Source organism: Actinacidiphila sp. bgisy160 (genome assembly GCF_965342435.1).
In the GTDB taxonomy this organism is placed as follows: Bacteria; Actinomycetota; Actinomycetes; order Streptomycetales; family Streptomycetaceae; genus Actinacidiphila.
The window spans coordinates 152738-165750 of the sequence record NZ_CBDRCM010000006.1 but is presented as its reverse complement, the minus strand read 5'-3'; the positions used below and the strand labels follow the sequence as shown (position 1 = coordinate 165750).

Sequence of the window (13013 nt, the reverse complement as noted above, 5' to 3'; positions counted from 1 at the left end):
TGGTCGGAACACGGACTGTCACTGTTAAGCTGTTCGCATCCCACTGATAGGTGAAATGGAATGAGTGACCTGCTGGAACGACTGCGCGGCCGCGGATGGCGGATGACCGCGCAGCGGCGCGTCGTGGCCGAGGTCCTGGACGGCGACCACGTCCACCTGACCGCCGACGAGGTGCACGCCCGGGCGGCGGCGCGACTGCCCGAGATCTCTCGCGCGACCGTCTACAACACCCTGGGCGAACTGGTGTCGCTCGGCGAGGTCATAGAGGTCGCCACCGACGGCCGCGCCAAGCGTTACGACCCGAACGCCCACCGCCCGCACCAGCACCTGGTGTGCTCCGGCTGCGGCACCGTCCGGGACGTCCACCCGCACGGCGACCCGCTGGCGGACCTGCCCGGCACGGAGCGCTTCGGGTTCGCGGTCTCCGGGGTGGAGGTCACCTACCGGGGCCTGTGCCCCGCCTGCGCCTGACGCTGCGCCGCCCGCCGCACGCGTTCCGCGGCCTTCCGCACCCCCGGCTCCGGCCGGGTGCGGCCCACCCACACCGTCTCCACCGGCACCTGGCCGGCGACCTTGGAGAGCGCCTCGAATGCCTCCCTGGCCACGCCGGGGTCCGGGTCCACCGCCAGCGGTGCCAACCGGCGCAGCAAGGCCTCGCGCGGGACGAGCCGGCCCGCAGCGCGCACCGCGGCCCGGCGCACGGCCGGCGGCCACGGAGTGCGCGCCTCACGCGCCAGCCGCAGCAGCAGCGACGCGTCCGAGGCGTCCCCGCACTCCCCCAGCCCCGTCACCAGCCCGGCCACCAGCCGCGGCGGGCTCTGCGGGCCGCAGCGCAGCAGTTGCCTGCGGTAGGCCAGCGCCGGGGGTTCGCCTCTGCTGTACAGCCGCCAGCGGGCCTGGGCGCGGACGATCCGCGACGGGTCGGCCAGCGGCGCGGTCAGCCGGGCCGCGGGCACGTCGTCCGGCAGCGCCGCGACCGCCAGCTCCCGCACGGCCGCCGAACGCGCCCACAGCAGCCGCCCCGCCTGGTCCGGGTCCATCTGCAGCAGCCGCTCGGCGCACAGCCTGCGGCACACCTGATCCGGGTCGCGCAGGGCCGTGCGCACCAGGTCCCCGCGTACGAACTCGCCCAGTTCCAGGGCCAGCTCCACCCCGAACCGCCGGGTCAGCGGGTCCGCGTCGGCCGCCAGCGCACGCACCGCCCGCCGGGCCTCGGGCGCCGCCAGCACCCCGCGGTACGCCTCGGGGGTGTGCGCCGCCCGGCTCCGTCCGCGCAGCCTCAGCAGCAGCCGTACGGCCGCGGCCGCCTCGTCCGGGGCGGTACGGCGCAGCAGCGCCGCCATGGCACGGTCGCGGACCTGGTCCACCCAGTCCGCCGTCCGCAGCGCGAGGGCGGACGCCACCAGTGGTCCGCCGTGCACCGCCAGCTCCTCCACGGCGGCCTGCCGGGTGCGGCCGTCCCGGTCCATCGCGGCCAGCAGCAGGCGCAGGGGTTCACCGGCGCCTGGCGCCAGGGCGGTGCCCTCCCGCACCCGGGCGGCCCGGTCCAGCAGCAGCCACAGCCGGGGCGGGGCCGCGGCCAGTGCCTTCAGCGCCGCCGCACGGTCGTAGGCGGCGTCCTCGTCGCCGGCGGCGTCCCACAGCTCACGGAGCAGCCCGTCGGCGTCCGCGGCCGCGCACAGGCGACCCCACCGCGTCACATCCCTGAGTTCCGTCGGCCGCCGCTTACGCCGCCTGCGCAGCAACCCCGCCTCCTCGCGCCGCCTGAGCGTCTGTCCTCAGGATCGCGCACCGGCGCCGGCCGGCCCAGGATCGCCCTCTCCCTTTTGCCCGATCCATGCCCGGCCTGTACCCAACGCATACGAGAAGGCCCGGAAGCCATGGCTTCCGGGCCTTCTCTTCAGTAGCGGGGACAGGATTTGAACCTGCGACCTCTGGGTTATGAGCCCAGCGAGCTACCGAGCTGCTCCACCCCGCGTCGTTGTGTCCCTAGATTAACCTCCCGGCCCTGAGCAGCGCAAATCGCTTCTCAGGCGGAGAGCTCGTGCTCCAGGGCGTCGGTCAGCCGGGCCGCCCGCTCGGCCACCTCGGCGGGGCCGCACTCCACCGCGCGGGCGCACCACGCCTGGGCGTCCGCGAGCTGTCCGTGCCGTGCGGCCAGCAGCGCCAGCCGCAGCGCGGCGCGTCCATGCCCCGCGTCGGCGGCACGGGTCCACCACAGGGCCGCCTCCGGCTCCGCGCCCTCACGGGCGAGGAGCAGCCCGAGGTTGAAGGCCCCGTTGCGGCTGCCGCCCTCGGCGGCCTCCCGGTACCAGCGGGCCGCCTCGACGACGTCTCCGCGCTTGGCGGCGCACATGCCCAGGCGTACCTGGGCACGGCGGTGCCCCTGGCCGGCGGCGCGGGCGTACCACTCCTCGGCCTCGGCGGCGGCCTCCTGCGTGCCCTGGGCGTCCAGCAGCGCGCCGAGCCGGAAGGCACCCTCCGGGCTGCCGCCGCCCGCGGCGCAGCGCAGGTGGCGCTCGGCGCCGTGTGTGTCGCCCTCCTTCTGCAGGGCGATGGCCACCTGGAGCGCCGCCTCGCCGTGCCCGCTGCCCGCTGCCCGCTCGTACCAGCGCCGCGCGGTGGCGTCATCGCTCCGCCCGGCGTACAGGATGCCGAGGTTGAAGGCTGCGTCCACGCTGCCCGCCTCCGCGGCCTTGGAGAACCACGGCTCGGCGCCCGCCGCGTCGCCGCGCTGCAGCAGGAGCACGGCGAGCGCGTTGGCGGCCTCGCGGTGGCCGGTGTAGGCGGCCTTGCGGTACCACTGCTCGGCCTGGGCCGTGCGGCCCTGGCCGGCGCACAGCAGACCGAGGTTGAAGGCGCCGTTGATGTCCCCCGCCTCCAGCGCGGCCCGGTACCACCGCTCGGCGGTCTGGGTCTCGCCCTCCTGCGCGTGCAGCGCGCCCAGTGCGTTGGCGGCGTTGCCGTCGCCGGCGTTGGCGGCGCGCCGCCACCAGGTGGCCGCGCCGTCGACGTCACCGGCGTCGCGCAGCAGGAAGCCGAGCGCGCAGGCGGCGCGCGGCTCCCCGTCGCGGGCGGCGGTCAGATACCAGCGCTTCGCCTCCTCGAACTCGCCGCGCTCCTCCAGGAGCGTGCCGAGGCGCAGGGCTGCCCTGCGGTGCCGGCGGGCGGCGGCCTGCCGGTACCACTGCTCGGCCTCGCGCTCCTCGCCGCGCTCGGCGCAGATGCCGGCGAGCCGGTAGGCGGCCTCGCGGTGGCCGTGCTCGGCGGCGGCGTGGAACCAGCGCTCGGCGCCGACGTCTCGCCGGTGGTCCAGGAGGTCGGCGAGGGCGTAGGCGCCCAGGGTGTGCCCGGACTCGGCGGCCTGGCGCAGCCAGTACTCGGCGGCGGGCTCGTCGCCGCGCTCGCGGAAGTGCCGGCCGAGCGCGTGGGCGGCCGCGGCTGAACCGGCGACCGCCGCGATGCGCCACCAGGCGGCGGCCTCGTCGGCGTAACCGCGCTGGTGCAGCAGCAGGCCCAGGTTGTTGGCGGCGGGACGGTCCCCTCCGGCGGCGGCACCGCGCAGATGGGGCTCGGCGCCCTCGAGGTCGCCGCGGCGCAGCAGCATGGTGCCCAGGACGCTCATGGCCCCGATGTCGCCGTGCTCGGCGGCCCGCCGGTGGCGCGCCTCGAGTTCGGCCTCCTCGCGGGCCTCCAGGGTCTCCTGGTCCGGGAGTTCGGACTCGATGAGGCGCTCCTCGTCGAGACCGCCCACCCGCGGGCCGGGCAGCAGGTCGGCGACGGCCGGCACGAGCGCGGCCGCGGCCGCGGGCACGGTCGTCCGACCCGTGGACCCGGGATCCCGGATCTGACGAGTGTTCAGCAGCCTTGCACCATCCCCCATGAGGTCCATCGTCGCATCACCCGTACCCGCAGTACACCTGGTATGCGGCAAACCTGCACAGCTCGGCCGAATCCCAGTTGGTCACTTCGTAGGTCACTACAGCGTTTTGTCGACTTCCCGACATGATGCCGGCCGAAACCTCAGCACTACCAGTTCCCCCGTACAAGTGAAAGGGCCCGGAGTCTATTGACTCCGGGCCCTTTCCAACAGTAGCGGGGACAGGATTTGAACCTGCGACCTCTGGGTTATGAGCCCAGCGAGCTACCGAGCTGCTCCACCCCGCGTCGGTGCACCAACCGTATCACGACGCGGGGTGGACTCCCTCAGCCCGTCTTCTGTGCCTGCTGCTCCGCCTTCTGGGCCCGCTTCAGCGCGTCGGCCAGATCCTTCTGCGCCTGGCCGTAGGCACCCCAGTCGCCCTCCTTGAGCGCCTTCTGGCCCGCGTCGTACGCCTCCTGGGCGTCCTCAAGGGCCTGGGCGACCGTCGGGTTGCCGGCGGCCGGCGGCTCGGTGCCCCCGCCCCCGCCCGTCGCCGGTGGCGGCGTGGTGCCGCCCGAGGCGGTGCCGAAGAGCGCGTTGAGCGCCTCGCCGAGGGTGTCCTCGAACTCGACCCGCCCGCCGTACCAGACCAGCACCTTCTTCAGCAGCGGGTAGTTGAGGTCGGCGCCACGCAGGTAGACGGGCTCCACGTAGAGCAGTCCGCCCTCCAGCGGGATGGTCAGCAGGTTGCCGTACTCGATCGTCGAACCGCCGCCGCCGCTGAGCAGCTTGATCTTCTCCGCCACGGCCGGGTCGGAGTTGAACTGGGCCTGCACCTGCTGTGGTCCGTACACCTGGGTGTTGGACGGCAGGGTGAGCAACCGGATCGTGCCGTAGTCCTTGCTTGTGGCGTCCGCGTTGACGGCCATGAAGGCGCCCAGGTTGTCACGCCGGTTGAGCGTGTACGTGGACGTCAGCGAGAATGTCTGGCCGCTCTGCTCCGGCATCCGCAGGCTCAGGTAGTACGGCGGCACCGCCTTGCCCGTCTTGGCGGCGGGGTCGTTGGGGACCTGCCACACCTCGCTGCCGCTGTAGAAGGTCGACGCCTTGGTGACGTGGTAGCGCGTCAGCAGCTGGCGCTGCACCTTGAACAGGTCCTGCGGGTAGCGCAGATGCGCCATCAGATCGTCACTGATCTTGCTCTTCGGCTGCACCGTGTTCGGGAAGGCCTTCATCCAGGTCTTCAGCACCGGGTCCTTCGAATCCCACTGGTACAGCGTCACACGGCCGGTGAAGGCGTCCACGGTCGCCTTCACCGAGTTGCGGATGTAGTTGACCTGGTTCTGCTGGGCCAGCACCGCGCGCTGCCCGTCGGTCAGCGAGTCCGCGGTGGTGTCGCCGAGCGTGGTGCGCGAGGAGTACGGGTAGCCGTTGCTCGTCGTGTAAGCGTCGACGATCCACACCACGCGGTGGTCGACCACCGCCGGGTACGAGTCCCCGTCGATCGTCAGCCAGGGCGCGACCGCCTCGACCCGCTCCTTGGGGGTGCGGTTGTACAGGATGCGGGAGTCGTCGCCGACGGCGCCGGAGTAGAAGATCTGCGGCTCACCGAAGGACACCGCGTACGCGAGCCGGGTCACAGGGTTCTTCAGCGCGACGCCGCTGTTGCCGGTGTAGGTGTAGGTCCTCTCACCGTAGTCGTTGGTGTAGTCGATCTCCGGGGTGGTCTTGTCGCCGACGATGGACCACTGCTTGGTCTCCTCGCCGTAGTAGATCCGCTGCTCGTACCGTCCGAGCATGCCCTTGGTGGGCAGGTCGTACTCGGTGAACACCGGCTCGCCGCCGGTCTTCTCGCCGCCCTCGGTCGCGGTGGTGCCCTTCGCGGCGACCACGCCGTAGCCGTGGGTGTACTTGAAGTGGTCGTTGATCCAGCTGTGCTGCGGGATGCCCGCGAGGTTCAGCTCGCGGAGGCCGACCACGGTGTCCTGCTCCTTGCCGTCCAACGTGTACCGGTCGACGTCGAGCGTGGAGGGGAAGGCGTAGTAGCCCTTCACCTTCTGCAGCTGCTGGAACGTCGGGGAGACCACGTTGGGGTCGAGCAGCCGGATGGACGCGGTGGTGTCCGAGGCCGCCCGCAGCTGCTGCCGGTTGCCGTCGTCGACCGGGTTGGTGCCGGTGTAGGAGGACCCCTCGGTACCCGCGATGCCGTACGCCTCACGCGTGGCGTCGATGTTCTTCTGGATGTACGGCTGCTCCTTGGCGGCCTCGTTGGGCTGCACCTGGAACTTCTGCACGATCGCCGGGTACAGGCCGCCGATCAGGATCGCCGACAGCACCATCAGGCCGAAGCCGATCAGCGGCAGCGACCAGGTCCGCCGCCACAGGGTGGCGAAGAACAGCAGCGCGCAGATGATGGCGATGGCGAACAGGATCGTCTTGGCCGGCAGGTAGGCGTTGGCGTCGACGTAGCGCAGGCCCGTCCAGTCGCCCGACCTGAGGTTGCCGGACTTCACCGCCAGTGAGTAGCGGTCCAGCCAGTACGCGACCGCCTTCAGGGTGACGAACAGGCCCAGCAGCACCGACAGGTGCCCGGTCGCCGCCGCCGTCGCCCGGCCGCCCGGGGAGGTGAGCCGCAGGCCGCCGTACAGGTAGTGCACCAGCGCCGCCGCCAGGAGCGACAGCACGACCGCCGCGAAGCCGAAGCTCAGCAGGAAGCGGTACCAGGGCAGGTCGAAGGCGTAGAAGGCGATGTCCACATGGAACTGCGGGTCCTTGGTGCCGAACGACGTCGAGTTCGTCCACAGCAGCCATGTGCGCCACTGGCTGGAGGCGGACGCCCCGGCGATCAGCCCCACGAGCGCGCAGACGGTGAGCAGCACCCACTTCTTGTAGGGGGCGATGCCCATCCGGTAGCGGTCGAGGCTCTGCTGTTCCACCGACATCGCGCTCAGTGGCGGCCGGAGCCGGTGCGCGAGGTACACGTTGACGCCCACGGCCGCGGCCATCAGCAGACCGAAGACGAAGAACAGGCCGATCTTGGTCCACAGCGTGGTGGTGAACACCGAGGAATAGTGGACGGAGCGGTACCAGAGCCAGTCGGTCCAGAAGCCCGAGAACATGACGAAGGCCATGGCCAGCACGGCCAGTACGCCCAAGGTCATGAGCAGTGTCCGGGCCCGCCGCGAAGGGCGGCCCACTCTGATCCGTGGCCCGTGCGGACCCCCGCCACGGTCCGGCATCTGGAATACCAAGGTGCGCACCTCGAAGTGTCGGTCTCCGTCGGACGCCGTCCCGGCGCCCACTGATGCAACTTACTCAGCGTTTACTCAGTTCCCCAAGGCTCCCGATTGGGGATGCGGGTCACAGAACAGGCAGGATATTGAGCATGTCCAACATCACGTCCGAGGGTGCGCCGCTCGCCGCGAACCCGCTCACCCGTGCCGTCCTGGAAATCGACGGCTACGCCTCCGGCCTGGGCTGGGACCAGCCCGCCCGGCTGTTCGCCCTCGTCGACACCGCGGCGCTGCGCGCGCAGGAGCCGAAACTGGCCGAGGAGCTCGGCCTCGGCGCCGAGGCAGCCGCGGGGCTGACCCCGATCGAGCAGGACGAGCTGCCGCCGGGTGCCGCGCTGGACGAGTTCCTCGCCACCATCGCCTGGCCCGACGTCGTCAGCGGCTGCGCGCTCACCGTGGAGCGGCTGATGCTGCCGCCGTCCGCGGAGGAGTCCATCCCGCAGGGGCTGGACGACGCCGCGCTGGCCCGATGGGTCGCCGAGCACCCCGACCGTCAGGAGGTCCGCATGACCGTGGGCGTGCTGCGGGACGGGTCCCGGGAGTCGGCGGTGCGGCTGCGAGAGAAGGACTCCCCCACCGAGGTACTGACCGGCTCCGGGCTGGTGCCGGGGCTCGCCGAGGCCCTGGCGGCGACCTTCGAGGACTGACGCCGACGGCCCCGGGGAAGTCCCCGGGGCCGTTCGGCCGTACGGATGCGTCCGGGCTCAGCCCGTGGTGCAGGAGGGCAGCGCCGATGTCCTGCCCTCGCGGATGTCCTCGAGCGCGTCCAGGGCGTCGTCGATGGTCTTCACCTTCACCAGGGTGAGGCCGCTCGGGGTGTCGGCCGCCGCCTCCGCGCAGTTGTCCGCGGGGGTCAGGAAGTACTCGGCGCCCTTCTGCCGCGCGCCGATGGTCTTCATGTCTATCCCGCCGATGGGGCCGACCTTGCCCTCGTCGTCGATCGTGCCGGTGCCCGCGACGAACTTGCCGCCGGTGAGGTCCTCCGGGGTGAGCTTGTCGACGATGCCCAGCGCGAACATCAGGCCGGCGCTCGGGCCGCCGACGTCCGCCAGCTTGATGTCGATCTTGAACGGGAAGGTGTGCTCGACGCCGGCCTGGATGCCCACGACCGCCCTGGCCTCGCCGCCGTCGTCCGACTTCGCGGTCGTGATCGTCACGTCCTGGGTGGCGTCGCCCTTCGCGCCCTTGGGCACGACGGTGAAGACCACCTTCTGCCCCGGCTGGTGCTTGGTGACCAGCTCCGCGACGTCACCCGCCGCCTTGACCGGCCGGCCGTCCACGGCCTTGATCATGTCGCCGGCGTGCAGCTCGCCCTCGGCGGGGGCGCCCTTGACCACGGCGGCGACGATCACGCGGGACCCGACGGGTATGCCGAGCTCGTCGAGCGCCGCGACCTTCGCGCTGTCCTGGGACTGGGTGAACTCCTCGGCGTTCTCCTGGTCGGCCTGCTCGGCCGTCTGCCCCTTGGGGTAGAGCGTGTCGTGCTCGACGACCTTCTGGTCGTGCGCCAGCCAGCCGACGACCGCCTCGACCAGGTTCATCGAGTAGTCCGCGCTCGTCACCCGCACCGTGGTCATGTTGAGATGACCGCTGGTCGGGTACGTCTTGTGCCCCGAGATCTGCAGCACCGGAGCCCCGTCGTGCGACCCGAGCGTGTTCACCGTCGGACCCGGCGACATCTCCGCGTACGGGACGGGCCACAGGAGCGCGCCGCACAGCAGCGCTATCAAGGTCAGGGTTGATGCGAGCAGCGTCGCGGTGCGGCGTGGCATGGAACGACAGTACGGTACGGAGCCGCCAGCCGCCCCGTGGGGCCTCAGGCCGGTCCGCCCGATCCGGTGCGCTGCATGGCCTCGCGGAAGCGCTCGTAGTCCGCGAGCGAGGCGCCGTCCCCGGTGGAGCGCGTACGCGCCGCCCAGCTTCCCCAGACGGCCGCGGCGATCGCGGCGACCAGCGGGATGAGCAACCATGCGAGCGCTGCCACTTCGGCCTCCTGGACGCGCATGCCGATCAAGAACTATGAGCAGACTAATCTTCTGCTGCTACAACGTTCAGAGCGGGTCGCAGGTTACGCAACCGCAGGTGGGCCACCCAGTGGGCAGGCCGGTGGGAACCGGGCGCGGAGGTCAGTGGGCGCAGGCGCCGACCCACTCCTCGGTCCCGTCGGCGAAGGCCTGGTGCTTCCAGATGGGAACCTCGCGCTTGAGGTCGTCGATCAGCCGCCGGCAGGCGGCGAAGGCCTCGGCCCGGTGCGGGCAGGAGACGGCGACGACGACCGCGAGGTCGCCGACCCGCAGTTCGCCCACCCGGTGGACGGCGGCCAGCGCCTTGACCGGGAAGTCCGCGGCGACCTTCTCCGCGACCCGCCGCAGTTCGGCCTCCGCGCTCGGGTGCGCGGAGTAGCCGAGCCCGGTCACCCCGGCGTCCGAGGGACCGTCGTGGTCACGTACCGTGCCGACGAACAGCGCGGTGCCTCCTGCGGAGTCGTGCCCGACGGCGCGGAAGACCTCGTCCACGGACAGTTCCGTGTCCCGGATCGCGATGAGCCGGAGGGGTTCGTCGTTCGTCTGTGCCATGCCGCTCATGCTGCCCCATCTCCCGCCATGCGAAAACCCCGTTCCGGAGCGAGTTCGCGTGACGACGCTCAGACACCGCGGCGTCTGCGCGCCCGCCGCACCATAGCCGCCGTGCCCACCAGGGCGACCGTCGCACCCGCCGCGCCGAGCGTGGCCGCGTCCTTGCGCCCCAGGCGCCGCCCGACGACGGAGTTGCGGCCGGCGACCTCCTCCAGCAGGACGGCCAGCACCTCCTCGTTGGTCCACTTCGGCCGCCAGCCCGACTCGTGCAGCCGGCTGCCGCTGACCACCCACGGGTGCATCGTGTACGCCAGGTCGCCCGCCGGGGAGGGGGTCAGCCCGAGCCGGTGCAGCCGGGAGGCCGCGCCGAGCGCCACCGCGGGCGGCAGTTCCATGCGGCGGATCCCCGAGAGCTCCTCGACCTCCTCCTGCTCCAGCCAGCCGTCGCACCCCACGGCCATCTCGCCGTCGACCTTCTCCAGCGCCGCGTGCTCCAGTGCCGTCACCAGGTCCTCCACGTGGCAGAACTGCCAGCAGGGGCGGCTGCCGCCCACCACCAGAAGTCGCGGCGACTCGAAGTAGCGGGTGAGCGCGGTGTCGGTGCCGCCGACCAGCACGGCCGGGCGCAGGACCGTCACATTGAGGCCGGGGTGGGCGCGCGGGGCGCGCTTGCCGAGCCGCTCGATCTCCAGCAGGTCGCCCACGAAGGACGCCTCCGCGGTCGCGCGCAGCGGCGCGTCCTCGGCGAGCGGGATGTCGTTGTCCGGTTGGGCGCCGTAGACCATGGCCGAGGTGCACAGCACCACACGCCGCACGCCCGCGGCGGCCGCCGCGGTGAGCACCGTCTGCGTGCCGCGCACGTTGAAGGCGCTGCGCGCCTTGGGGTCGGACTCCAGGTCCAGGTCGAGCGCGAGGTGGACGACGACGTCCACGCCGCGCAGCCGCTCGGCGATCGCCGGGTCCCGTACGTCGAGCACCGCCCACTGGGCGCCGGGGACGTCACCGCGGCGTTCGTCGATCGCCACGACCTTCTTGACCTGGTCGGATTCGGCCAGCCGCAGGGCCAGCCGCAGGCCGACACCGGAGGCGGCGCCGGTGACGGCGACCACAGGTCCGGCGTGGGCCCTGCCGCCGCTCCGCTCTGGGCGAACGGTCGGTTCTGGGGAACTCACCAGGTGTCTCCCACGGTTGTCTCTGGTACCGGGTGCGCGGTCCGCAACCGCGGTCCGTACGCAGCCATCCTGCCTGACGGGTGTCTAGGCTGGAGGTACAGCCCACAACACACAGAGCCGAGGAAACCGTGAGCGACATCCCATTCGGATTCGGAGTCCCTCCCGAGGAGCCCGAGGAAGGGGACGACGGCAAGAAGCCGGGCGGTTCCGGCGGCGGCTCCCGGGGCCCGGCCGGTCCCTTCGGTTTCGGCGGCGGGAATCCCTTCGGTGGCCCCGGCGGGGACAACCCCTTCGCCGCCATGTTCGGTTCGCTGAACCCCAACGACCTGGGCGCGGCCTTCCAGCAGCTGGGGCAGATGCTCTCGTACGAGGGCGGCCCGGTGAACTGGGACATGGCCAAGGACATCGCCCGGCAGACGGTGGCCCAGGGCACCCCCGGGGGTTCGAAGGACGCCAGCGTGGGCCCCGCGGACCGGGCGAAGGTCCAGGAGGCGCTGCGGCTGGCGGACCTGTGGCTCGACGGCGTGACGTCGATGCCCTCCGGCGCCGGCTCGGCCGTGGCGTGGAGCCGCGCCGAGTGGGTCGAGGCGACGCTGCCGGTGTGGAAGGAGCTGGTCGACCCGGTCGCCGAGCGCGTCGGCACGGCGATGGGCGATGTGCTGCCCGAGGAGATGCAGGCCATGGCCGGCCCGCTGCTCGGCATGATGCGCTCCATGGGCGGCGCGATGTTCGGCACGCAGATCGGGCAGGCGCTGGGCACCCTGGCGGGTGAGGTCGTGGGCTCGACCGACATCGGCCTGCCGCTCGGCCCGGCCGGCAAGGCCGCGCTGCTCCCCGTCAACGTGGAGGTCTTCGGCGAGGGCCTGAGCGTGCCGCAGGACGAGGTCCGGCTCTACCTGGCGCTGCGCGAGGCGGCGCACCAGCGGCTGTTCGCTCACGTGCCGTGGCTGCGGGCACACCTGTTCGGCGCCGTCGAGGGGTACGCCCGCGGTATCAAGGTGGACACCGCGAAGCTGGAGGACGCGGTCGGCCAGCTCGACCCGGCGAACCCCGAGGCGCTCCAGGACGCCCTGCAGCAGGGCATGTTCCAGCCCGAGGACACCCCGGCGCAGAAGGCGGCGCTGGCCCGTCTGGAGACGGCACTCGCCCTCGTCGAGGGCTGGGTGGACGCGGTCGTGCACGCGGCGGCCGCCCCGCACCTGCCGTCGGCCGGGGCGCTGCGCGAGACGCTGCGGCGGCGCCGGGCGAGCGGCGGACCCGCGGAGCAGACCTTCGCCACGCTGATCGGCCTGGAGCTGCGGCCCCGCCGGCTGCGGGACGCCTCCCGGCTGTGGGCCTCGCTCACCGACGCGCGCGGCGTCGACGGGCGCGACGGGCTGTGGGCCCACCCCGACATGCTGCCGACCGCCGCCGACCTGGACGACCCCGACGGCTTCGTCCACCGCGAGCAGCTGGACTTCTCCGAGCTCGACAAGATCCTCGGCGAGGCCGCAGGCGGCCCTGCGCAGGACGTCCGGCGGGACGGGGACAAGCCCGACGGCACCGACGAGGGCAAGGGCGACGACGAGAAGTGAGCCTGCACGACGACGCCGTACGCGTCCTGAAGGACTGGTCCGCGCCCGACAAGGGACAGGAACGGCTCCGTGAGACCTACCTGGCCCACCTGGAGGCGCACCCGGACGGTATGTGGAAGTCCTGCGCCGAGGGACACATCACGGGCAGCGCCCTGGTGGTGGACCCGGAGCACGGCCGGGTGCTGCTGACCCTGCACAAGAAGCTCGGGATGTGGCTGCAGATGGGCGGTCACTGCGAGCCGGAGGACACCTCGCTGGCCGCCGCCGCACTGCGCGAAGGCGTCGAGGAGTCGGGCATCCGCGGACTGACCCTGCTGCGTCCCGGGCCGGTCAACCTCGACCGGCACCCGACGCCGTGCGCCTGGCACCTCGACGTGCAGTACGCGGCCGTCGCGCCGCCCGACGCGGTGGCGGAGATCAGCGAGGAGTCGCTCGACCTGAAGTGGTTCACCTACGAGGAGGTCGCCGACGTCGCGGACGGTTCCGTCCGGACGCTGCTGGCCCGCACCCGCGCGCTGCTCTGAGGCGGCGCGCGG

The 13013-nt window shown here is 72.4% G+C and carries 11 protein-coding genes and 2 tRNA genes; 4 read left to right on the top strand and 9 right to left on the bottom strand.

Going from position 1 to position 13013, the window contains the following annotated elements; genetic code table 11:
- Positions 1-60: 60 nt before the first annotated feature.
- Entirely contained in the window at positions 61-471 is a 411-nt protein-coding gene (locus ACRWNP_RS08460) for a Fur family transcriptional regulator (RefSeq protein ID WP_431960399.1), read from the top strand.
- Here ACRWNP_RS08460 and ACRWNP_RS08455 read toward each other — a convergent pair.
- From ACRWNP_RS08455 to ACRWNP_RS08435, 5 genes are all read right to left on the bottom strand, one after another.
- Entirely contained in the window at positions 441-1700 is a 1260-nt protein-coding gene (locus ACRWNP_RS08455; protein ID WP_431960398.1) for a HEAT repeat domain-containing protein, read from the bottom strand. The two genes, ACRWNP_RS08460 and ACRWNP_RS08455, sit on opposite strands and share 31 nt — an antisense overlap.
- A gap of 204 nt (positions 1701-1904) precedes the next feature.
- Positions 1905-1978 (bottom strand) — tRNA-Met (locus ACRWNP_RS08450).
- Between the two features lie 51 nt (positions 1979-2029).
- Positions 2030-3892: a tetratricopeptide repeat protein gene (locus tag ACRWNP_RS08445; protein ID WP_431960397.1), complete on the bottom strand. Its 1863-nt coding sequence runs from the start codon at positions 3890-3892 to the stop codon at positions 2030-2032.
- Between the two features lie 201 nt (positions 3893-4093).
- Positions 4094-4167 (bottom strand) — tRNA-Met (locus tag ACRWNP_RS08440).
- 39 nt (positions 4168-4206) lie between these two features.
- A complete protein-coding gene (locus ACRWNP_RS08435; RefSeq protein WP_431960446.1) occupies positions 4207-7101 on the bottom strand; it encodes a UPF0182 family membrane protein in 2895 nt (964 codons plus the stop codon).
- 146 nt (positions 7102-7247) lie between these two features.
- Here ACRWNP_RS08435 and ACRWNP_RS08430 point away from each other — a divergent pair, with 146 nt between their 5' ends.
- Positions 7248-7802 carry a PPA1309 family protein gene (locus ACRWNP_RS08430; protein WP_431960396.1) on the top strand — a complete coding sequence of 185 codons (555 nt, stop codon included), beginning with the start codon at positions 7248-7250 and terminating at the stop codon, positions 7800-7802.
- A gap of 57 nt (positions 7803-7859) precedes the next feature.
- Here the strand turns inward: ACRWNP_RS08430 and ACRWNP_RS08425 are convergent, their stop codons facing one another.
- The 4 genes from ACRWNP_RS08425 to ACRWNP_RS08410 form a co-directional block, all read right to left on the bottom strand.
- Complete coding sequence (locus tag ACRWNP_RS08425; RefSeq protein ID WP_431960395.1) at positions 7860-8927, bottom strand: YlbL family protein; 1068 nt, start codon at positions 8925-8927, stop codon at positions 7860-7862.
- Positions 8928-8971: 44 nt separating this feature from the next.
- Positions 8972-9139, bottom strand: a complete 168-nt coding sequence (locus ACRWNP_RS08420; RefSeq protein WP_179279782.1) for a hypothetical protein — start codon at positions 9137-9139, stop codon at positions 8972-8974.
- A gap of 142 nt (positions 9140-9281) precedes the next feature.
- Positions 9282-9740, bottom strand: coding sequence for a molybdenum cofactor biosynthesis protein MoaE (locus ACRWNP_RS08415; protein ID WP_431960393.1), 459 nt, complete (start codon positions 9738-9740; stop codon positions 9282-9284).
- A 59-nt stretch (positions 9741-9799) separates the two neighbouring features.
- Entirely contained in the window at positions 9800-10903 is a 1104-nt protein-coding gene (locus tag ACRWNP_RS08410) for an SDR family oxidoreductase (protein WP_431960392.1), read from the bottom strand.
- A gap of 128 nt (positions 10904-11031) precedes the next feature.
- Here ACRWNP_RS08410 and ACRWNP_RS08405 point away from each other — a divergent pair, with 128 nt between their 5' ends.
- On the top strand, positions 11032-12477 hold the full coding sequence (locus ACRWNP_RS08405; protein WP_431960391.1) for a zinc-dependent metalloprotease: 1446 nt from the start codon (positions 11032-11034) through the stop codon (positions 12475-12477).
- Complete coding sequence (locus tag ACRWNP_RS08400; protein ID WP_431960390.1) at positions 12474-13001, top strand: NUDIX hydrolase; 528 nt, start codon at positions 12474-12476, stop codon at positions 12999-13001. The genes ACRWNP_RS08405 and ACRWNP_RS08400 overlap by 4 nt, the downstream gene beginning before the upstream one ends.
- Positions 13002-13013: the final 12 nt, after the last annotated feature.